We start from the raw sequence: 22,079 nt of genomic DNA on the forward strand, positions 1-22,079 counted from the left end.
GATCTGCTGCTCGAAGGGGCCGTGGAAAAGGACGCGCCGGTGCTGTTCACCGATGCGGACGAGGCCGAGGCGGTCAAGCTCTTTGCCAACACCTATCTTGCCATGCGCGTGGCGTTTTTCAACGAATTGGACAGCTATGCGATGGCTGGCGAAATGGACTCGCGCCAGATCATTGACGGCATCGGTCTGGACCCGCGGATTGGCGATCACTACAACAACCCGTCCTTCGGCTACGGCGGGTATTGCCTGCCAAAAGACACCAAACAGTTGCTGGCGAACTATTCCGAAGTGCCGCAAAACCTCATTCGCGCCATCGTGGATGCCAACCGCACCCGCAAGGATTTTCTCTCCGACCAGATCATCGCGAAAGGCCCCAAAGTGGTCGGCGTCTATCGTCTGGTGATGAAGGCGGGGTCCGACAACTTCCGCCAGTCCTCGATCCAGGGCATCATGAAACGCGTGAAGGCCAAGGGCATCGAGGTGATCGTCTATGAACCGGTGATGACGGAGCCGGATTTCTTCGGCTCGCGGGTGGTCAATGATCTTGATGCGTTCAAGGCCGAGGCCGATGTGATCGTCGCCAACCGTGTGACGGATGACATTTCGGATGTGCCGGAGAAGATCTTCACCCGCGACCTGTTCCACGCTGATTGAGGAAAAGACCCATGCCCACAGCTCTTGTCACCGGTGCCGCCGGATTTATCGGCTCTTTCGTCTGCCGCAAACTGCTCGAAGAGGGCTGGCGCGTCATCGGGCTGGATTGCATGTCCGACTATTACGACGTGGCGCTCAAAGCGCGGCGCGAGGACACGCTTCTGGCCTATGAGAATTACCGCTCGGTGCATGACAAGGTCGAAACGCCCGGCCTGTTGATGTCGCTTTTCGAAGAGGAAAAGCCCGACGCCGTGATTCACCTCGCAGCACAGGCGGGGGTGCGCTACTCCATCGAGAACCCGCGCTCCTATCTTGAGAGCAATATCGTCGGCACGTTTGAATTGCTCGAAGCGGCGCGGGCCTATCCGCCCAAGCACATGCTGCTGGCCTCGACCTCCTCGGCTTACGGCGCGAATACGGACATGCCCTATCAGGAAACGGTCAAGGCCGATCACCAGATGTCGTTTTATGCGGCGACCAAGAAATCGACCGAGAATATGGCGCACAGCTACGCCCATCTCTTTGATCTTCCGATCACCATGTTCCGCTTCTTCACGGTTTATGGTCCGTGGGGGCGGCCGGATATGGCGCTGTTCAAGTTCACCAAGGCAATCCTCGAAGACAAGCCCATCGACGTGTATAATTACGGCGATATGAAACGCGACTTCACCTATGTCGAAGACCTCGTTCACGCCATCCGACTATTGATCGACGCGGTGCCTGTGCGGCCCGAAAACGGAGAGGTGGAGGAGGGCGACAGCCTGTCCCCCGTGGCCCCCTACCGTGTGGTGAACATCGGCAACAATGACGCTGTGCAACTAGTTGATTTCATCGAAGCGATTGAAAACGCCACCGGAAAAAAGACCGAGCGCAACCTGATGCCGATGCAAGCCGGTGATGTGCCCGCGACATGGGCCGATGCGTCCTTGCTCAAACGGCTCACGGGCTATGCGCCGCAAACGGCTGTGCCCGAAGGCGTGGCCAGTTTCGTGCGCTGGTATCGGCAGTATTACAACGCCTGAGACGAAACAAGCATGCACATGATCTCGCGCAAATCCACGATATAGGAACCGACGATGTATCCAAACCTTGAAACAGTACGCATAGGCGGCCTCCCGACGGTTTTAGCAGACCGCACCGAGCTCAGTCACTGGATCGGCGATGTTTGCCAGTCCGGTCCCACGCTTCCGGCTCTCGTGTTTTCCTCCAATGGACAAGGCATTGCTCTCTACGGCCAGAATCCAACCTATGATGCGGCCATGGATGCGGCGGATGCAATCCATGCCGACGGTATGCCTGTCATTATGGCCTCCAAATGGCTCACTAAAACCCCCATCCGAGGCCGATCAGCGACCACGGACCTGTTTCACGATGTAGCCAAAGTGGCACAAGACCGCGGCCTGAGCTTTTTTGTACTGGGTGCAACGGAAGAGCAGAACAAAAAAGCAGTCGCCCAAATGAAAGCGCTCTATCCTGATATCGCAATCGTTGGCCGCCGAAACGGATATTTCTCTGACGCGGAAAATGCCGATGTCTGCGCCGAAATCGTCGCCTCGGGAGCCGATGTGCTTTGGGTGGGCTTAGGCAAGCCGAAACAGGAGATCTGGTGTCACCAGAACCGTGAGGCTCTTGCTGGTGTCGGCGTAATCAAGACCTGCGGCGGGCTTTACGCCTTTTTGGCCGGAGATGCGCCTCGCGCACCCAAATGGATGCAGAAAGTGGGCCTCGAGTGGCTGTACCGGCTGAAAGGCGACCCCAAGAGGCTGTTCAAGCGGTATCTGGTGACGAATACACAGGCGATATATAGTTTGCTTCGACAGACCGGAACGTAAAGAACCTTGAATTAGAATGCTATTTCGGAAGCTCTAAAATAAAATCGAGGCAAAGATCAATTGTACGTCAGAAATATAAGACATGTTACTACTAGTGAAACTCTCAATAATTTCACCTACGTTTATCTTGGGTTCTGTGCGTCCACTATTGCAGTGCTCTTGATGGTGGGCTTTGCCGCATTTGGCGGTATTGTACCCTTTGCCTTGGTAACACTTCTGGTTCTCTTTTTCCTCACGACGTCACCATTCGCAGCGTTGGTTTTTTTCTTTTTCGCAATGCTGTTCCAGTCCGCAATCATCAGTTTGTTTTCACCATTTTACCCTTCCAGAGCCGTTATGAATGCGGCGCAAGGCATTACTTTCGGAGCGATCAGTGCTTTTTCCACTTATGGCTTTTTCTTTATTTATAAGTTGCCACGCGACAAAGACTTGCTAACTGGCTGGTTACACAAGTGGGTAATTATTCTTCTGGGTGTTGCGGTCTTTTATTTTCTAATTGGTGCCATACAAGCGAGCCCGTTAAATGCAACAATTTATCTACGGGCACTGGTCGCCGTACCGCTGCAAATCATTTTCGGTTATTACATCACAATGAAGCTTGGGATAGGAAAGGTTTTTCTTGTTTTAAAAATCTTCACCTTTTGCGCCATAATTTATGGTCTCTTTGAAGTTTTATTCCCAGCGTCCCTTTATTCACTGCTAAATACAGAGACTTATTTCTCTTACAAACTAGAGAACAGGTGGGAAATTAGCTCTGTAAATGACTTGATTGAATTGGGCACCCGCCCACTATTCAACCTAGCGATCTTTGAAGATCTCGGCATAACGTTTCTGCGCATTTCAGGACCGAATTTGCATTCTATAAGCTATGCATATTTTCTAGGAATTATGTCCATCTTCCTATTCGTCAGAAAACACTATGTCTGGGGAATTTTAGCGTTGTGCCTTCTGGCCGCCATCCAAGCCAAAGGCATTATCATCGTTTTATTAATGTCCGCATTTTTGACTATTGTACGCCATTTTCTGGGTCGCACAACATGGAGATATACTGCATTTGCCTTGCTGACCGCGTATGTGGTCACAACCATTACCTATGGCATCCGTGTGTTCGACTACCATATCTTGGGACTTATAGGTGGCATTAACGGTTTCGCACACAATCCGATCGGCCATGGCCTTGGAGCCGGCGGAAACTTAGCAAGAGAAACAATTGACTGGAACAACCTGACGTTTGGGCTGGAGAGCGCAATCGGGGTGATGCTGTATCAAATCGGAATTTGCACATTCGTGTTCGTGGCTTTTTTCTTAAAGTTTCAACAAAAAGTTTTAATTAAAATTGAAAACGCACATCTCAATAGATTTCGCATTTTCCCAATTATGTTTTTTGTCATTGTGTTCAATGGTTTTTTTCAAGAAGAAGCCTACAACTTCTTCGCTTTAGGACTGGCTGGCTTTCTTTGCGCGGTATTAGCCGCTCACACCGAACAACAAACAATATTGCAACATATGACAAAGGCTACAGCTACTAATGACCAAAAGTGGTGAAATTGTATCGCTAACCGGCTTGCGCGGCTTCGCGGCGGTCTTTGTTGTGCTCTATCACGCCAACCAATCGGCAATTGCGCATATAGACGGACATTACGACGACATGATATTCCATGGGCGCCTGTTTGTAGATGTGTTTTTCGTCTTATCCGGTTTTGTCATGAGCTATGTGTATCTCAGATCGCCCCCTGAGATAAGGAAGTTTAAATGGAAAAGGTTTTTCCTTGCAAGGTTTGCAAGAGTTTACCCGCTACATATAGCCACCGCACTCGCATCCTTTGCTGGAATCCTAGCATTGCAATATGTGAGCGAACAGCCACCTAAAGAATTAACATTTCACGAATTTTTGCGGGAGATAACACTTACACAGGCTATGCCAGTTATTGGAAACGACCAAATTTGGAATTCTCCTTCGTGGTCTGTAAGTGTTGAATTTTGGACTTATGTTTTCGTCTTTCCCACACTGATAATACTGCAGCGCATATTCAGTGTACGTCAAACAACTGTAATACTTTACATACTTCTCCCTCTACTCATTCTTTATTTATATTCTCTCGATGAGAATATTGATCGAGCACGTGGCTTGCCTGCCTTTCTAAGAGCCGTCGTTGGCTTTTATGCCGGATGGGTCATATGGCGTCTCTGTGTAAAATATGAGCACGTTCGTTTTTCAGGTCTGTGGGTCGTTATTCAGGCTGTTCTAATATTGTATGTTACTCAAATGTTTTCGGGACAGCACACTGACCCGTGGTTTATACTTCTATTATTCCCAACATTTATTTTCAGCGTTGTCGTCTCTCGCAGCGCTGTCACTCGTCTCATGGAAACACGCCTCATATATTTTCTTGGGGTGATCTCATATTCGCTGTATCTAACACATCCTCTGATCCTGAAAGTTATACAGCTTTTCTCTCAACGGATTGAGGGTCTACAGGGCAATGTTCCTTTGACCCTTGCAGCCGCCTTGATCATTGGCATACCAATTGCTTCCTTTTCCTACTATTTCTTCGAAGTTCCAGCCCGAAACTACCTAAAAAAAATAGGTAACAAAAAGACATCGGAAACGATCTCTTCAAGGAGAACGCAATGAACTTCATCTACCGCACGATTCAGTTTGGCTTCATGCATATCTGGCCGTTGCTGGTCATGTTCTTTGCTGCGGCTACATTGCCAGCCAACGATCTGGGCACAGTTGCGATTATTATGTCCGTAGCCACGCTTTTTCGACCTCTCGTCGGACTGTCTCTTGGACGCACCACGATCCGCTATGCAGGCGAGGCTTATTCCCGAGACGGGGATGCGGGACGCAGCGCCGCTGTGGGACTAGCGCTGCGTCTGGGTGGAATGCTTTCTCTGATCAGCTTACTGGTTGCACTTCTGACCCTGGTCGGGGTGAACCGTTTGTACGATCTAGAGAGCAGTTCTGCACTGATCCTATATAGCCTCGTTTTTCTGTATTTCTTTGGCCTGACAGAATTCCTCGACGGGATTTTCAGAACAACCGGCAGATTTCGGCAGCTTGCGGTCAGTGTCGCCAGTTCGCGTCTGCTCGGTCTAGTTCTATTTTCCGTGCTTCTGCCTTATTATGGCAAAGTCGAGAGTATGATCCTGTTCCTAGCTATCTCCGAAATGGTCAGCGTTTTACTTTTGCTGACCGGCGTGCGCACCATGCTGCGCGAGGGAGCGGCGCTGCGCTATGGGATTATCTCAGAGGAAGCAAAACGGCTACTCAGCTATGCAACCCCGGTCCTCATCAATGCTATATCGGTATACCTCTATGCGCGTGTCATGGTCATGATTATTGGCCTCTATGCGCCGGGGGCCGACACTGGGTCCTTTGAAATGGCGGTTCAAATCACCAATCTGCCGATGGCTATTACCATCATCTGCGCCTCTGTGATGTCGCCTGTCATCGGGCAACTTGTCCACCAGGGCGATGCGGGGTTCAAAGAGGCTAATACCATTGCATCCTATGGCGCGTCTTTCACCGTCTGGGTCAATGCCATGGCAGCCGTTTTCCTGTTCATTGTGGCACCTATGATCCTGAAAGTGTGGTTCCCAAATCTCACCACCCTGCCGGTTGTTCTGATGATAATCGCGCCTCTGGTCGCTGCAAAATCATTTGCGCAGTTCATCTCCGGCGAAATAGCCATTGCAACGGGGACCGCAGGCACAGCTGCCAAAATTACGATTACCTTCGGGGTTGTCACGGTTCTACTGGGGCTTTTGATGACTTCGCAATTCGGTGTGATAGGTGGAGCGACAGCGATGCTACTCTCCCATTCGGGCGCCGTTCTAGCGACAATTCTTATCTTACAAAAGAAAACCGGGCTGCAGTTCAATTACAGGCTCGGTTCAACACTGACCGGGGCTGCCATCGTCGCCGCCGCGTCCAGCATTGCCGTTCTGAGCTTCAGACATAATCCCGTTGTCGCAGCCTCCCTCGGAACTCTCCTTTATTTTGTGGCCCTAGCAGGGCTCGTCTATCTCGGGATAAAGTTTAAATCGCCATTGATTGAACCACTGGTCGATGGGCTTCGGATGCTGAAATCCAAAAACTCAAATGGCGCGCCAGCAGAGTCCTCTACCGCCAAAGCCTTTCCTCTGGCACAAAGCGACAGCAAGAAAATGACAGATGCACTTCTTTATTATTGCGCTCTGATCGCACCTGATGCCTATGATTTCTGGATGAGCGGCAAAGGCAATGCCGCATCAATCGCATGGCAGGATCATGCGGACATGGTATATACGCTGCGGTTTCTCGATCAACAGAGCCGAATGTCGAATAAGGCCGCCCGAAAATATCTTGAACAGATTGCAGATACCCCGCTTTATGGACGCCCTCTGAGAGAAACAGATCCGAAAAGCATACCGAACGCCCACATGACCGCCTATATTCTCGGGGCAGCAAAACTAGTTGAGAATGCCACTGGGTTCAGCCTGCCGGAGCGCAGCTTTGAAGGCTGGAAGATCGATCAAATCATCGACCCCGAAACAAAGACCCCGCTCTACCCAAAAGCCTGGGCGCATCATATCTGGCGCGTCAGCCACTGGATCGGCGGGGGGCCCTCCATCCTGTTCAACCTTGCTCGCTGGGGAAAGGTGGACGGCGTGGACAAGACGCTTGTCGATCAGGTGCTGTCTGCAACAGAAGCACAGCTTCTCGACCGCAAGACGGATCTTTTACGACCCTACAAGTCGCAGCTGATTCAGAACTTTTTTCGCAAGGCCTACAAGATCAAACACGACCCGGACATCGCCGATATCGGCGGCGTAGTACATTTGCTCTGGGTTTATCACGCTCTGGGTCGACCCTATCGCAACCCGAAACCTCTATTCGAGAAATCCTGGCAACATATGCGCGAAGAATGCCCCTTTATGGAAGATGTACCCTATTGCCTCGATTTCGACATCGTTCAGCTCGTACGCACCGCCCAACCCAAAGGAATTCCCTTCACGAATGAAGTGCAGGCACGTTCGGATCGTTTCATCAAGGATACTCTAACCTATCTCTCAGCCATCCCCGATCAGGGCTATACCCTTCACAAGGTTCCGGGAGCTCTGGCAGCGATCCATGAGGCAAGCTTCATGACAGGCGACATCCATGTGCCAATACTGGACGTACCCATCGTAGATATCATCAAGGAAGCCGGCTGGCTTTAAGGCAAACAGAGGTGGTCGCGGTGAGTGAGCAGGCCACTCACCTCCCCTTCGCCACCTTCGTCTTCACAAAGCCCAAAAACGCCTGCTCAGAAGAATGCAGCTTGGGCTTGCCAGAGGCCGCCCAATAGGCGCGCCAGTCGGCTTCCAGGGCGTAGACATCCCAGCCCGGAGCCATGTCGCGGGCACGCTCAAGGGCTGCGGATTTGAGCGGCGGGAGCTGCGGTCCCTCGCTGTCCAGCACACGGGCACGGGAGGTGAAGCGGATGATGTCCCCCTCCTCCTCACTCATTTCGTAATCCGGCAGGTGATTAGCTGCGATCATATCACGGATCATTTTGCGAAACACCCGCCGCGGGCTGGCCGAGCCTGATTTCTTCAAAAGCGTTTCGACCGAGATCCGCCAGTGATCCTGTTTGCCGCAATGTTTGCGAGCCAGTTCATAAATGCGTCGTTCCAGCGGTTTGCGCAGACGGAAATAGTCGCGGCTCAGGGTCAGAACGGATTTCGACAGCACCGCCCGATAGAGCCATTCCGAGAGCGTCACCGCCACGCTCACCATCCGCCCGCCGCGGGTCTTGCGCACGATCTCCCAGCTTTCAATGAGACCGAAACCGGATGTCACCTCGGCATCGCCCGTGACGATATTGGTCTTAATCCGCGTGCCCGCCAGACGTTCGAAACTCTCCACCAGACGCCGGTAGGCATCACCGCTGGTCTCCCGATTGGTCGCCACCAACAGGTCATGCGCCCGCAGCGTCAGCGTCCGACTCACCCCCCGTCCCGCATTGATCGCCGCCATCAACTGGCTCACGCAAAAAATCAGAATGTCTTTGTCATGGATGGTGGCCAGACCTTTGACCGAAGGCGTCACCTCGATCATCGTGCCATTGTGTTCGTAGCTCAGAATACGTCGGTCCGGCCGCGTTGAAAGCGAAAAAACGGGATGCTCCATCGTCGCCAGATCATCCTTCGGGATCGCATCAAAAATGTCGCAGAGGAAAAAATCCACCTGCGGATGCCGGTCGGGCAACAGCCCTCCTGCCGATGTGACGACGCCTGTCATCTCTGATCCTGACTGCCCAATCCCATGCCCTTATGATGGGCAATTCGCGGTCTGCTCGTTTCGTGGTTTTATTGACACCCAGCTTAGTGAAAGCCCCCTGCCCGGTCCACCCTTTCTATCGTGGGTTCAGAGTCACTCCAACGTGGGTTCAGAGTCGCCCTATCGTGGGTTCAGAGTCGCCTCTATCCATTTTTAAATCGAAAATACATTTAATTTCAATGAATTAATAAGACGTGAAATATCCCTTAACTTATAATATAACTCAAATATAACACTACATTTTTTTCCACAGGCTCAAATCAACCTCATTCCAAGCCTAAAAAATACCATATTTTTCAATGAATTGATTCTTCAGGTGTTGTTTTTCTTTCCATGTATCACCTTTTTGGTTATCTTTAAAAAAAGTCGATACATGAGATAGAGAATGTCCAAGGACACAGCCGAACAACCACCGTATTTCAACATTGATCCGAACCAAGCTTTGCAAGAGCTTGGACAACCTGTGAATACACAAGGGTTTTCCCGCATCGCCCAGTCATGTGCCCAAGGGCGCGAAGATTTGGCCTCCAGAGGGCTCAATGAAGATGGCGGAAAATCTTTGCGATTGTTCTCTACATGGGAAATCACACGCTATCTCATTCCAGTGGCCACCCCGCATTTCCGCCGCGTGTTGCGGTCCCATCCCGACCTACCCCAGGGCCGTTCGGAAACCGAGGGCGGCGCAAAATGGTTCACCCTTGATGAGGTCCTCCGGCTCCGCGCCCATTTCGCAGCGGAGGGAGCCAAGAATAAAGAATACCTCCCTTACCGTCCTGAAGGCCTGCCTGCAAAGCTGGTTGCGGTCGCCAATTTCAAAGGCGGTGTTGGGAAGACCTCCACAGCCGCGCATCTGGCCATGTCTGCCGCACTGGATGGCTACAAGGTGCTGGTGATTGATCTCGACAGCCAGGGCTCCATGACTTCGATTTTCGGCGGCAAGGTGGACGATGAATGGAGCACGGTTTTTCCACTCCTCGCCCGTCATTATGCCAGCCACCAGCGACAGGCTAACCAAGGGCGCATGGATCGCGGCGAAACGCCCGTCCCACTCGATGAAACCTTGACCGATGCGCTCAAGGTCAAAACTCAGGATGTGATCCAGTCAACCCATTGGCCAAACATCGACCTGATCGGGGCGCAGCTCAATCTCTACTGGTCGGAGTTCCAGATCCCCGTCTGGCGGATGCAGGGGCGCGGCTGGAAGCTCTGGGACGCGCTTACAGACGTCTTGGAAGAGGACGGCGTGCTTGATCAATACGATGTCATTTTCCTCGATACCCCCCCTGCCCTCGGCTATCTGACGATCAACGGGCTGGCCGCCTCCGACATTCTGCTCGTGCCTCTGGGGGCTTCGTTTCTGGAGTTCGATTCCACGGGCCGGTTCTTCGACATGCTGCACTCAACCTTCCAATCCATCGAGGACGGCGAGAACATGGCGGCGCGAGCTTTGGGGCGCGAGGAGATGTCCTTTGAATGGGATGCCGTCCGCGCGGTCATCACACGCTATGACGGGGCGCAGCAGGGAGAGCTGGCCTCTTTGATGCAGGCCTATTTGGGACAAACCCTCTCTCCTCATCGTCAGGATTTTACAGCGCTCATCGGGCAGGCCGGTGAACAGGTCTCCGGCATCTATGAGGCGGATTATCGCGATTTCAACCGCGAGACCTATGTGCGCGGGCGGCAGACCTTTGATGCCACCTATGCCGCGTTCAAGAAGCTGCTTTTGGGAAGCTGGCGGCGTGACGAGATTGAAGCACAGGAGGCTGATCATGGCGAAGCGTAAAAGACTCTCTCCGCCCCGGACAGATTTTTTGACGGATGCTCAGAAAGAGACCAATCCAGCAGAGCCAATGTCTAAAGCACCGGAAACAAAATCGGCCTTTCCCTTGGGTGTGGCGCAGACCTCCCCCCGCCCTGCCCCCATCGCACAAGTGGCCGGAGACGCGGCAGTCACGGCGGCATTGGCCGAAATGACCGATATGGTCACACAAGCACGCGCTGAAGGCCGTATCGTCGAGCGGCTGCCACTCTCGGCTATTGATCTGGGCCATCTGGTGCGTGACCGCCTAAAAACGCAGTCGGAAGATCTTGAAGCGCTGAAATCGAGCCTGAAAGCACGCGGACAGCAAGTGCCTGTGGAAGTGCTGGATCGAGGCTCCAAAGCCTCCCCGCGCTATGGCCTGATCTCGGGCTGGCGCCGGATGTTGGCCTTGTCGGAGATCGGTGTCGATGAGGTGTTCGCCGTGGTGCGTGAGCCAAAGTCCGCCTCGGACGCCTATGTGGCCATGGTCGAGGAAAATGAAATCCGCTCCGACATCAGCTTTTACGAACGCGCCCGGATCGTTGTGAAAGCACTAGAGCAGGGTGTCTATTCAGACCCGAAATCAGCACTTCAGAGTCTTTTCGCAAATGTTTCGCGTGCGAAACGTTCCAAGATCAAAAGCTTTATGGTGCTGGTGGAGGCCTTGGATGATGTGCTGAGATTTCCAACCTCGATCAGTGAGAAAAACGGCCTCGTGATCGCGAAGGCGCTTCAAGTCGATCCCTCTGCTGCAAACAACATCAGGGAAGGCTTGAGCCGAACCAAGCCAGAAAATGCAGAACAAGAGATTGCAGCCCTGCTGAAGGCCTGTCGTCCTGCTGAGCCGAAAAAAACGGTTCAAAATAAAGTTCCGCGCCAGATTTCCCTCCACTTCGACACGGATGCCAAACGTATTGAGCTTTCCGGTGAAGGGATTGATGAAGCGTTTATGTCCGCTCTGGAAAGCTGGTTAAAGAAGCAATAAACTTTCAAGATCTAGCCCTGATTTTTCTGCGGCAGGACTGAACTTTTGGAAGGATCATTCTGTGTTTAAAGGTTTGTTTCGACGTCGCCAAACGCCAAGCGAGCCATCCGCACCTCGCCGTTTTGAGGGTGGGCTTCCTAAGCCTGAAGAGACTTTAGCTGTGGTCGGGGATATTCATGGCCAAATCACATGTTTGGATAAGCTCATCGATAAACTCGAAATGCAGGCGCCGGACGCGCGTTGGGTCTTTGTCGGGGATTTCATCGACAGGGGTGATTACAGTTCTCAAGTGTTGGCGAGATTGCGCGCGCTTGAGCTAGAGCGACCTGATACAATCTGTATTCTGGGCAATCATGAAGAGATGATGTTGGCCTTCCTGAGAGACCCAGAACAAGCCGGAAATCGTTGGATGCGTCATGGCGGTTTACAGACTATGGCGAGCTTTGGGCATTTTAAGCTGGGTGTGCAAAATGCACCGGAAGCTCTTCGTGTCGCGCGTGATCAGCTTTTAGAGGTTATGCCCGAAGGGCTGGAAGATTGGCTTGCCTCCTGTCCGAGATGGTTCAAGAATGGCAATGTCGTTGTGGTGCATGCAGGCGCGGACCCCGATCGGCCTATGGAAGAGCAAAAGGATCAGGCACTGACATGGGGACATCCGGCTTTTGGCAAACAAGCGCGGGAAGATGGTCTGTGGGTGGTTCACGGGCATACGGTTGTGACTTTGCCGCAGGAAAAGAATGGCGTTATTTCTGTTGATACCGGAGCTTATGCGACAGGCAAATTAACTGCCGTTGTTATTGCGAATGGCAATGCGGAGTTTGTGCAAGCCACGGCCTAGAGCGAGCTAACGACAAATGTTTCGCGTGCGAAACAAAAAGGCCTGCCGCAATATGGCGGGCCTTTTGCTTGGGCCGGAGCTATTTCACAAAACTTCTCGTGCCACATCCTCGTAGGCGGCCTTCACCAAGTCTTGCGCTTTGGCTTCGGTCCCTGCTTGGGCATAGATACGAAACTCTGGGGCGTTGCCAGAGGGGCGGAGGTGGAGGACGTCACCGCTTTCAAAGTCAACGCGGAGCCCGTCTGTGAGGTCGGTGTCCGCGATGGTGCCGAAGGGCACGAAGAAGGCAGCACGCGCCTCGTCATCCGAGATGAGCTTGTCCAGAAAGGCCTCGGCCTTGTCGCGGTTGATCTCTTGCACGCGATCTGCGGCCGTAAAGCAGGGTGGTAGGGCTGCGACCAGATCAGCGATGCTTTTACCCGCCGTTTGAGCGGCCACCAGAGGTGCGATGATCGGGAGCATACAGTCACGGGTCGGTAGTGGTGTGAGCGGGGCTTTGAGGCGCGCTGTGAAGCCTAAGAGGAAGCCGCCATTGGCCTCAAAGCCGACCACTTCGGGATAGGCGGCCTTGGCCATGCCCGCGATCACAAAGGGGGAGCCGATCTTGGTCAGGATGACCTCATCGAACTCCGGCAGACGGCGCACCATGTCATTAGATGAGACCGGTGTGACGACTGATTTAGCACCCAGAAGCTGCGCACTCAACACGCCGAGAATGTCGCCGGGAATGACCTTGCCCGTGCCATCGGTGAGCATCGGGCGATCCGCATCTCCATCGGTGGAGGCAATGGCGTCCAACCCGTTCTCTACGCACCATGCCTGTAATTCGGCGCGGGTGTCGGGATCAACCGCTTCGGTATCGACGGGGATGAAGATGTCGGAATGGGCGAGCGGCACGACCTCTGCACCGAGCCCTTTGAAGATCGCCTCCATCGTGTCGCGGGCGACAGAAGAATGGCGATAGACCCCGATCTTTAAACCTTTGAGCGCCATCTGACCGAAGGCCTCGATATAGCGCAAAATGTAACGGGTTTCGGCCTCGGGCATCTGGCTGTAGCTGCCTTGTTTGTCGCTTTCGACACGGGTGCGCGCGGCGTAAGCGGCATTGATTGCGGCTTCGTCGGCTTTCAGGATTTCTCCGTCAGGCAGGTAGAACTTGAGCCCGTTGCGATCCGCCGGAATGTGGCTGCCGGTGACCATGATTGCGGGTGCTTTGGCTGCCATAGAGGACAACGCAAGGGCAGGGGTGCCAAGCGCGCCGCAGTCGATCACATCGACGCCCGCCGCCTGTGCCGTGTCGCAGATCACCTTGGCGATCCGTGGCGACGAGGGGCGCAGGTCCTGCCCGACATAAAGCGTGTCGGATTGAACGGTGCTCAAAAATGCATGAACGTAATCTGCAACAAGTTCATCGGTCAGCTCGGTCACAAGACCGCGCAGACCGCTGGTGCCGAATTTGGGAGCCATATTGTGCCTACCTTCTTGCGTCTTAACCTTTTGCACCCTGACCACGAGAATAGACATCCTCGTAGCGGATGATGTCGTCTTCGCCCACATAGGAGCCGGTTTGGACTTCGATCAGAACCATCGGCACTTTGCCGGGGTTCTTCATGCGGTGAACCGCACCCAGAGGAACATAGACCGACTGGTTTTCCGTGACGAGACGGGTCTCGCCATCCACAGTCACCTCGGCAGTGCCTTCGACCACGATCCAGTGCTCGGAGCGATGGAAGTGGCTTTGCAGGCTTAGTGCTGCACCGGGGTGGACATGGATCCGCTTCACCTGGAAACGGCCACCTATCACAAGGCTCTCGAACCAACCCCAAGGGCGGTGGTCTTTCGGGAAATGCGTGGCCTGATCCGCACCTTTGGCTTTGAGCGCGGCCACGGCCTTTTTAACATCTTGCGCCCGCGACATATCCGCGACAAGAACCGCGTCGTTCATCGCAATGGCCATGATGTTGTCGAGACCGATGCCAACGACCTCCAGATGCTCGCTGTCGGAGCGGATGAGACTGTTGGAGCAATCAATCGCCGTGGCCTCGCCGGAGGTGACGACGCCATACTCATCAGGGTCGGACTCGCGCCAGACCGCGTCCCAACCGCCAAGATCCGACCAGCCGCCATCAAAGGGGACGACGGCGAGATTATGGGCCTTCTCCATCACCGCATAGTCGATGGAAATGTCGTCTGCCTTGGCCCAAGCCTTCGGTTCCAGACGCAGAAAGCCGAGATCGACCTGAGCGGCATCGACTGCTTCGCTCACCGGCCCGGTCAGTTCGGGCGCATGGGTGGTGAAAGCTGCAATGATGTCTTTGGCCTTGAACAGGAAAATCCCAGCGTTCCACATGAAGGTGCCGGCGGCGACCATTTCGGCGGCGCGCTCCGCGTCGGGTTTTTCCACGAATTTCTTGAGATCGACCGGATCGCCCGACGCATCCGGTAGGGCGGTGAGTTCGAGATAGCCATAGCCGGTTTCGGCATGGGTCGGCTTGATCCCGAAAGTCACCATTTTGCCCGCATCCACTGCGGTGAGCCCCTTTTTGACGGCGGCATGAAACGCCGCGACATCAGGCACTACATGATCAGAAGGAGCGACCAGCATGATGGCTTCGGGGTCTTGCTCAATCAGATACAGGGCCGCCGCCAAAATAGCAGGGGCTGTGTTGCGCCCTTCGGGCTCAATCAGGATCGCACCGGGATCTATGCCAATGGAGGCCAGTTGCTCGGTCACGATAAACCGGAAGTCCGCCCCCGTCAGAACCGTAGGCGCGGCAAAGTTCAACGTCTCTGTTGCTCCGCTTAACCTTTTTGCCGAAGCCTGAAACAGTGTCAGGTCATCCACCAACGGCACGAATTGTTTCGGGTAGCTCTTGCGAGACAAAGGCCAAAGTCGAGTCCCCGAACCGCCGCACAAAATAACCGGTGTGATAAGTGGCATATGTTAGATCCCTTGAATTGGTATCGTTTGGCAAACTCTCTGATAGGTCTGAAACGATTATGACCTCTAGGCGCATCTAAATGCTTGAAGCGAGATCAAATCGAATTTTATTCTTAGATTGTTTCTTGTGCGTATATTTAGAAATACGGGTAAACTTGTAAAGAATTTCTCTATTTATGGGTACTTATAGGTTTAATTAGTTTCTCAAAAGTTGTGATGTCATAAAATCATGACATACTTATGTAAGTTAAGATTTCATAATTGCGAACCGAAGGAGTAGAAATGAAAAAAGTGACCAAAGCGATTTTTCCTGTGGCTGGTCTTGGAACGCGGTTTCTTCCCGCAACCAAATCCATTCCGAAAGAAATCATGACCTTGGTCGACCGTCCGCTGATTCAGTATGCCATTGACGAGGCACGGGCTGCGGGCATCAAGGAATTCATCTTTGTGACTTCGCGCGGCAAGGGCGCGCTTGAGGACTATTTCGATCACTCTCCGGTTCTTGAGCAGGAATTGCGCAAAAAGGGCAAGGACAAGCTGCTCGAAGTTCTGAAGACGACGAATATGGACAGCGGTGCCATTGCCTATATTCGCCAGCATAAAGCGCTTGGCCTCGGTCATGCCGTCTGGTGTGCGCGTCGGCTTCTCGACCCGAAAGAACCTTTTGCCGTTATCCTGCCCGATGACGTGATCGCGGCGGAAAAACCCTGTCTGCAACAGATGGTCGAAGCCTACGAAGAACTCGGTGGCAATGGCTCTATGGTTGCCGCGATGGAAGTTCCGGCGGACAAAGTGTCTTCCTATGGTGTCCTCGATGTGGATAAGGACATGGGCAACACCGTGTCCGCCAAAGGTATGGTGGAGAAACCTGCTCCGGGGACAGAGCCGTCCAACCTCGCTGTGATCGGTCGTTACATTCTTGACCCGTCGGTGATGAAGAACCTGCACACGATGAAGACCGGTGCCGGTGGTGAAATCCAGCTTACCGATGCGATTGCGGATGAAATCGGCACAGAGCGCGGCGTCTATGGATACCGGTTTAAAGGCCAGCGTTTCGACTGTGGTTCGAAAGCGGGCTTCCTTCAGGCGACGATTTCCTTTGGTTTGTCGCGCGATGATTTGCGTGACGAGCTTCAGGAGTTTCTTGATGTATTGTCAGCGGTGCGAGTTGCTGCCCAGTAAGGTGTGCGAATGACTCAAAACGTTATTATCTAGGCTACGGGCTGAAAATCTGAGCGAGAATGCAAAAAGATTACTAAACATATCTAAAAGATGAGTCTATACAGCCAAAGATTGTGTTAAAAAGTCTTGCCGTGAACGTTTGTCCGAACAGAAATCAATACAAGTCTGAGCATGACCTATATCCCCAAAACCTCTCGCAATTTCGCGGCTTTGTTTAAGATCACGCGTCCAATTGCGCCGGAAATTTCGCAGGACGCTATGTCAAAATTTTCTTTTTACCGAAATATAGGTAAACGCAGTTTTGATGTGATCTTCCTTCTTATGGTCTCTTCGTTCGTCGTGCCGGTTATCCTGATCTTAGCTGTACTCGTGAAGCTCGATGGTGGCCCGGCATTTTACGCTCAAAGGCGGGTTGGTCGGAACGGCAAGATATTCCAGTTCTATAAACTGCGCTCTATGCATGTGAATGCCGATGAGTTGCTTGTGAAACTTTGCCGCGAAAATCCGGAAATAGCAGCTGAGTGGGAAACCTATCAGAAACTGCGCCATGACCCTCGAATTACCAAAATTGGTCACTTTATCCGGAAAACCTCTCTCGATGAATTGCCACAGCTTCTGAATATTTTTAAGGGTGACATGAGCTTCGTGGGCCCGCGTCCATTTATGCCCAGTCAGCAAATGCTTTACGAAGGCGCAAGAGGCTCGGCATATTTCCAAATGCGTCCAGGACTAACTGGGCCTTGGCAGGTCTCTGGTCGCGGCGAAAGTAGCTTTGCTGCTCGGGTACGCTATGATAATTTCTATCACCGCAAACTGAGTTTTCTCACGGATATGTCTTTGATTTTGAGGACCTTTACGGTTGTCTTGAAATCCACGGGGCACTGATCCGAGGTTAGCCTTTCCCTTGGAGACTGGAAGCAACTACATAAAACTGAGCTATTGTGAGAGTAGTGGCGCTTAGTTTGGTCACCTGCTTTTCGTAAGCTGGATAGTATTATTGTTTCGCACGCGAAACGTTTTCAGGTGGCTGTTGCGTTGAGTAGATTTTGATCAATGCGACATGGCTTAATTTTTTGTGCCACCATTACCCGTTAGTCTCACCCACCAACCCCATCCTGATGGCGCGATCCTTGAGCATCTTCACCGAAGAGACGGACCACTGCGCCGCACCCGACGGGCTGCGCTCCCGCATCTGTTCCAGAGCCCGCGCAATCTCGCGCAGGGTGATCGCTGGATTGGCTTTGACCATCGCTGCGACGATGGCGGCGAGCCGATCGGAGGGTTGGGCTTTCGGGGCGCGGGACATCACGGCAGTGTCGAGCATACCGTCTTTTACAAAACGACGTGCCGCGCGTTTGACACGATCGGGGGTCCACGGTTTCGACGGGGCAGGGTGCTGACAGTTGATTGTGTCCGCCACGGCTTGCCACGACTTGTCCGGTCGCATCCGGCGCACAGCAGGCAGCCATTCATCCGCCTTCGCGTTGATCTCGTCAAAGAAGTGATCGTCACGGGCGCGGGCCACGGCTTTGAGCGCCTCCGGATCGCGGGCTTTGAGTTTCGGATTGCCGCCAACCCGTCCGGCGCGCCGTGCAGTCTCTAATCCAGCGATAGTGCGCTCTCGGATCAAGGCGCGCTCCAACTCGGCAACGGCACCAAGGATCTGTAGCGTGAACTTGCCCTGCGCCGTAGTTGTGTCCACCGGATCCCCCAGAGAGCGGAAGCCGGCGCCCTTGGAGTCCAGCTCCTCGATCACCTCCAACAGATGCGCCACAGAGCGCGCCAGCCGGTCAATCCGCACGACCAGCAGCACGTCACCGCGCTTGATCCGCTGGAGCAGCTTGCGCAGGGCAGGGCGGTCACGATCTCCGCCGGAGCCGGTCTCTTCGACAACATAATTGGCACCGGCTTCATTGAGCGCAGCCACCTGTCCCTCCAGCGTCTGCCCGACAGTCGACACGCGGGCATATCCGATCATGGCCATGCTGATCTCCTTTGAGGTCTATATTTGGCGGGTTTTGGCACTTCGTACAATATTATGAGTATGTAGAAAATGACCGTATTGAAAGATTTGTAAAGTTGAACAAACGGCACGAACCTTGCGCATTCTCGGAGGTTTCCCCGGATATGAAGCGCGATGGGAGACCCTGAGCGCCGTGGGAGCGTGTGTTTGACAAAGGAGCAGGGGAGCAGTGTTTGTAAAATACCTATATAATAGAACAAAATAATAAATTTTATTCTATATATGCTCATAATATACTGAAAATATGTAGGTATTTTTAAATTTCGTGTAAAGTTAAACGCCACGGTCTCCTTATAAAAGCTCTTCCAGGATAGGCACTGTCTTCATGTAGGTCTCTACGGCTGACCTGACTTCGGCGCTCATTGGCAAGTTTGGTGCTTCAGCATCCCAATGTTCCCGAAAAAGCTGAACGGTCTCTTTGGCAGCATCGATCGCCATCTTTTTCGGTATGGCAGCTTTCACCGCGAGATGCGTCAACTCATCCAATGAGAACGCCGACACCACTTTGGCGCGGCAGACCTTCATGTTGGTAGCATCGCCCGGAATGTAGGGCACGGTCGCCACAAAATCATAAGCGGGTGCCAGCGACACTACCCTGCGACATTGGCATTGAACGAGAACGAGGTTTGGGAGACTTCGAATGAAAGTGGACAAAAATGTGATCGAGGTCGATCACGGCAAGCTCAAGCAGCTGATTAAACCGGTGCGTGGCTTCAAGACGATGAGGACGGCCTACGCCACAATCAAGGGTTTCGAGGTGATGCGCACCCTGCGAAAAGGCCAGGGTCGCGTCTTCAACCTGACCTCCGACCCGATCCCCCTCAGTCAGGATAGTTGCCGGTTGGTTTTCAAACTTTATGATGGTCTGAGGATGGCGGAGAACGGATACGGACGTGGCTTATTCAAGAGAGCGTAGGGCTTGATGCACGGACAGTCCAGCGGTGGAAATCCCCTGACGGCAGTACCCATGAGGATCTCCGCCCTACAGCAGCGCGACCTCGCCCCGCCAACAAGCTTACTGAAGCGGAGCGGGATCAGATCATTACCACGTGCAACTCGGAAGAATTCGCCAGTCTGCCGCCCAGCCAGATTGTCCCGCGTTTGGGAGGGTGTAAGGGATTGGCGGCTAAAAAAGAATGGGCGTCACACGCCGGTCAGAAGTATATCGAGCGCGCCGGTGATCTCTGTGTCGTGTTGCGCAAGGCTCGCAACGGGCGTTTTCAGTATGGATGCCGGCACCGCTGACAGGAACTGGGTGACCATCACATACCGTTCCGAGCGGATATCAAGCACCGGATTGAGCTGCTTGGCCGGAGCTGGTGCGGCGTCCACGGGCATCAGAGGTACGACAATGCGGGTATTCAGGCCGCCCATAAGATCGGCCTGAACATCGAGCAAATAGCCCGCTCTGTCCGGACTGGGGTAGATATCAAAACGCGACATCAGAAGGGCCGGTATTTTTCCAGCGGCAGGCCATTTTCCTCAACCCAACGGTTAGAAGCTTCAATCGCCTTGGCGTTCTCGCGTTTCCACGCCTCGGCCTTTGCATCTTTCACGGCCCGGCGCAGCCCCGCCTCTGCCGCTTGCGAGAGGTTCACCCCGAAGGACCGGGCCTCGCTCAGCAAGCCCCGATCCAAAGACAGATTGGTGGGTTTCTTGGGAACGGATTGTGTTTGCATCTGAGCCTCTCCTTCATGTGCATGATATATGCACATAGGATTGCAAATCAATCCTTGTCATCCAGCACTTCGGCACCCGCGCCCTCGCCTTCCAGCTTCGCGGGATGTGTGAGGGTGAAGCTGCTGGATGTGGCGAACGTCAATCCCGTTCTCCATCATCCGCGTGGCGCAGGAATGGCGGGACAGAACCTTCGCTTTAAGAGACGCCATATAGTGGTTTCGCTCACATCCCTCGCAACACCTTTCCGGATGGCATCGCGTCCGGCGCCCGGGTTTTCGCCGACAAAGTCGAGAATGTCTTGATCCGACAAGGCCATGAAACGATTATCACATTGAAATCGGGAAAATTTTGGGGCTCCCACATGAATCGTTGCGCGGCAGATGAAACGATAGGCGGACCGACCGAGTTTGCGTCAGGCAGCGGAAATGGAGACCGGCAGAATATGAAGCAAAGAGCGAAAAAATAATGTTGTATCGGCCTCTTAGTGGAACTTTGCCCCATGAAAGCTCTTTCAGGATTGGCGCTGCCTCACTGCGACGATAATCATTGTGGTCGGTTCTCTGCACGTGGATGCAGGTTCAACCAGTACCTCGTATGACGTCGATCTCCGGTTCGGCGGAGCGCACCTTTCTCGACCAGATCCTGCAGATCGCGGGTCGCGGTTGCGCGTGAAGTTCCGGTGATCTTGAGATAGTTGTCGGCGCTGAGGCCGCCTTTGAAACCACCAGGGCCTTCCCGAAACATTCGAGCGATGGCCTTGGTCTGGCGTTCGTTCAAGTGGTCTCTGTGACGATCGTAGAAGTGTGCCTTGCTGATGAAGAAACCGACGCGGTCGAGTGTGACCTGTTGGGCCTTCAAGACAACTTCCGCGAACCAGATAAGCCAATCGGTTACGTCTAGCGTTTTTTGATGTTGCTCGAGTTGATCGTAGTAAGCTTTTCGCTCCTTCTCAATGGTGAAGGCGAGCGAGATGAGGGTCGGCTGGCCAATGTTTTGTGCCAGCGACTTTTCAGCGAGGGCGCGCCCCAAGCGGCCATTGCCATCTTCGAAAGGATGAATGCTCTCAAAATAGAGGTGGCTTAGTCCTGCGCGCGTCAGGGCGGGAAGCGGCTGTGCTCCCCTCGGCCTAGTCTCGTTGAACCAATCAGCGTATCGCTCCATCTCAGGCATGACCCGCTCTGAGGGAGGCGCTTCGAAATGGATCGTCGGCCGCTCTAGGCGGCCGGAAACGATTTGCATCGCTTCGGTGTGTTGTCGGTAGGCCCCGATGGTTTCCAACCGACGGTCATGGGACAAGAGCATCAGATGCCAGCGGTACAGCGTCTCGTGGGTCAGCGGGTCCGCAAAGTTGGAATAGACGTCGACCATCATTTCCGCGACGCCCTGTTCGCGCGGTTTGGCAGGGTAGCTGTGCGGATCGAGGCCCAGATGGCGGCGCAGCGAAGACTGGACACTGATCCGATCGAGGATTTCACCCTCGATGGCGCTCGTCTGTATAGCTTCCTCGCTGAGCAGTTCGATGCGGAGTTGCTCGCGCTCCGGCTGGCTGATGTGGTGGACCGCGCCGAGGATCTCCCCGGACGACAGCAGAAACTTCTGCTCGAACGGCTCCAGAGCGGAGACGTCATACCGGAAATCCGGCCAATCTGGTAGCGTCCAGTTCCAAGCCATGAGTTATAGATATCCTTCCTATAACTCAAAAATAGATCATATGTGATGCATAGAAGTCAACTCTATCGCTCAAAGGAACTGGGGGTATTGTCAGGTTACTTCCCCCCCCACCCTCCCTTTCATCCACTCGTCACAAGACATTCACACGAATGTTGCAGCGCT

At 53.5% G+C, this 22,079-nt stretch carries 19 protein-coding genes and 2 pseudogenes; 13 read left to right on the top strand and 8 right to left on the bottom strand.

Annotation, left to right across the window (positions count from 1 at the left end; all coding sequences use genetic code 11):
• The 6 genes from KO492_RS01145 to KO492_RS01170 all read left to right on the top strand — a co-directional run.
• On the top strand, positions 1-654 hold a 654-nt coding region (locus KO492_RS01145; protein ID WP_289847558.1), incomplete at its 5' end, for a UDP binding domain-containing protein.
• An 11-nt stretch (positions 655-665) separates the two neighbouring features.
• A complete protein-coding gene (locus KO492_RS01150) occupies positions 666-1,676 on the top strand; it encodes a GDP-mannose 4,6-dehydratase (protein WP_216043291.1) in 1,011 nt (336 codons plus the stop codon).
• Between the two features lie 54 nt (positions 1,677-1,730).
• Positions 1,731-2,486, top strand: a complete 756-nt coding sequence (locus KO492_RS01155; protein WP_216043292.1) for a WecB/TagA/CpsF family glycosyltransferase — start codon at positions 1,731-1,733, stop codon at positions 2,484-2,486.
• 162 nt (positions 2,487-2,648) lie between these two features.
• A complete protein-coding gene (locus KO492_RS01160) occupies positions 2,649-4,031 on the top strand; it encodes a hypothetical protein (protein ID WP_216043293.1) in 1,383 nt (460 codons plus the stop codon).
• Positions 4,015-5,121, top strand: coding sequence for an acyltransferase family protein (locus KO492_RS01165; protein ID WP_216043294.1), 1,107 nt, complete (start codon positions 4,015-4,017; stop codon positions 5,119-5,121). Before KO492_RS01160 ends, KO492_RS01165 begins: the two co-directional genes overlap by 17 nt.
• The gene (locus KO492_RS01170) at positions 5,118-7,694 is read left to right on the top strand and encodes an oligosaccharide flippase family protein (RefSeq protein ID WP_216043295.1); all 2,577 of its coding nucleotides are present in this window, start codon (positions 5,118-5,120) and stop codon (positions 7,692-7,694) included. Before KO492_RS01165 ends, KO492_RS01170 begins: the two co-directional genes overlap by 4 nt.
• Before the next feature lie 37 nt (positions 7,695-7,731).
• On the opposite strand, the gene KO492_RS01175 is transcribed toward KO492_RS01170, so the two are convergent.
• On the bottom strand, positions 7,732-8,757 hold the full coding sequence (locus KO492_RS01175) for a replication initiator protein A (protein WP_216043296.1): 1,026 nt from the start codon (positions 8,755-8,757) through the stop codon (positions 7,732-7,734).
• 424 nt (positions 8,758-9,181) lie between these two features.
• Here KO492_RS01175 and KO492_RS01180 point away from each other — a divergent pair, with 424 nt between their 5' ends.
• The 3 genes from KO492_RS01180 to KO492_RS01190 all read left to right on the top strand — a co-directional run bounded on the left by KO492_RS01180 (position 9,182) and on the right by KO492_RS01190 (position 12,420).
• On the top strand, positions 9,182-10,579 hold the full coding sequence (locus KO492_RS01180; protein WP_216043297.1) for an AAA family ATPase: 1,398 nt from the start codon (positions 9,182-9,184) through the stop codon (positions 10,577-10,579).
• Entirely contained in the window at positions 10,566-11,582 is a 1,017-nt protein-coding gene (locus tag KO492_RS01185) for a ParB/RepB/Spo0J family partition protein (RefSeq protein ID WP_216043298.1), read from the top strand. The genes KO492_RS01180 and KO492_RS01185 overlap by 14 nt, the downstream gene beginning before the upstream one ends.
• A 61-nt stretch (positions 11,583-11,643) precedes the next feature.
• On the top strand, positions 11,644-12,420 hold the full coding sequence (locus KO492_RS01190; RefSeq protein WP_303578350.1) for a metallophosphoesterase family protein: 777 nt from the start codon (positions 11,644-11,646) through the stop codon (positions 12,418-12,420).
• A gap of 84 nt (positions 12,421-12,504) precedes the next feature.
• Here the strand turns inward: KO492_RS01190 and KO492_RS01195 are convergent, their stop codons facing one another.
• A complete protein-coding gene (locus KO492_RS01195; RefSeq protein WP_216043299.1) occupies positions 12,505-13,887 on the bottom strand; it encodes a phosphomannomutase in 1,383 nt (460 codons plus the stop codon).
• 22 nt (positions 13,888-13,909) lie between these two features.
• A complete protein-coding gene (locus tag KO492_RS01200) occupies positions 13,910-15,361 on the bottom strand; it encodes a mannose-1-phosphate guanylyltransferase/mannose-6-phosphate isomerase (RefSeq protein ID WP_216043300.1) in 1,452 nt (483 codons plus the stop codon).
• Between the two features lie 282 nt (positions 15,362-15,643).
• On the opposite strand from KO492_RS01200, the gene KO492_RS01205 reads away from it, so the two are divergent.
• On the top strand, positions 15,644-16,543 hold the full coding sequence (locus KO492_RS01205; protein ID WP_216043301.1) for a UTP--glucose-1-phosphate uridylyltransferase: 900 nt from the start codon (positions 15,644-15,646) through the stop codon (positions 16,541-16,543).
• Positions 16,544-16,714: 171 nt separating this feature from the next.
• Entirely contained in the window at positions 16,715-17,428 is a 714-nt protein-coding gene (locus tag KO492_RS01210; RefSeq protein ID WP_252735169.1) for a sugar transferase, read from the top strand.
• A 199-nt stretch (positions 17,429-17,627) separates the two neighbouring features.
• Here KO492_RS01210 and KO492_RS01215 read toward each other — a convergent pair whose 3' ends face one another.
• A complete protein-coding gene (locus KO492_RS01215; RefSeq protein ID WP_216043302.1) occupies positions 17,628-18,527 on the bottom strand; it encodes a recombinase family protein in 900 nt (299 codons plus the stop codon).
• 330 nt (positions 18,528-18,857) lie between these two features.
• Entirely contained in the window at positions 18,858-19,157 is a 300-nt protein-coding gene (locus KO492_RS01220; RefSeq protein ID WP_216043303.1) for a HipA domain-containing protein, read from the bottom strand.
• Between the two features lie 58 nt (positions 19,158-19,215).
• Here KO492_RS01220 and KO492_RS18585 point away from each other — a divergent pair.
• Both KO492_RS18585 and KO492_RS18910 read left to right on the top strand, forming a co-directional pair.
• Positions 19,216-19,482: pseudogene (locus tag KO492_RS18585) on the top strand (DDE-type integrase/transposase/recombinase); the annotation flags it as partial.
• Positions 19,482-19,670, top strand: a pseudogene (locus KO492_RS18910) (IS3 family transposase); the annotation flags it as partial. The pseudogenes KO492_RS18585 and KO492_RS18910, both read left to right, overlap by 1 nt.
• A 39-nt stretch (positions 19,671-19,709) precedes the next feature.
• On the opposite strand, the gene KO492_RS01230 reads toward KO492_RS18910, so the two are convergent.
• From KO492_RS01230 to KO492_RS01240, 3 genes are all read right to left on the bottom strand, one after another.
• Positions 19,710-20,009 carry a CcdB family protein gene (locus tag KO492_RS01230; RefSeq protein WP_216043304.1) on the bottom strand — a complete coding sequence of 100 codons (300 nt, stop codon included), beginning with the start codon at positions 20,007-20,009 and terminating at the stop codon, positions 19,710-19,712.
• Positions 20,009-20,245, bottom strand: a complete 237-nt coding sequence (locus tag KO492_RS01235) for a type II toxin-antitoxin system CcdA family antitoxin (RefSeq protein ID WP_216043305.1) — start codon at positions 20,243-20,245, stop codon at positions 20,009-20,011. The genes KO492_RS01230 and KO492_RS01235 overlap by 1 nt, the downstream gene beginning before the upstream one ends.
• 544 nt (positions 20,246-20,789) lie before the next feature.
• A complete protein-coding gene (locus KO492_RS01240) occupies positions 20,790-21,917 on the bottom strand; it encodes a Fic family protein (protein ID WP_216043306.1) in 1,128 nt (375 codons plus the stop codon).
• Positions 21,918-22,079: the final 162 nt, after the last annotated feature.

This window comes from Celeribacter halophilus (assembly GCF_018860305.1).
GTDB classification, from domain to species: Bacteria; Pseudomonadota; Alphaproteobacteria; order Rhodobacterales; family Rhodobacteraceae; genus Celeribacter; species Celeribacter halophilus_A.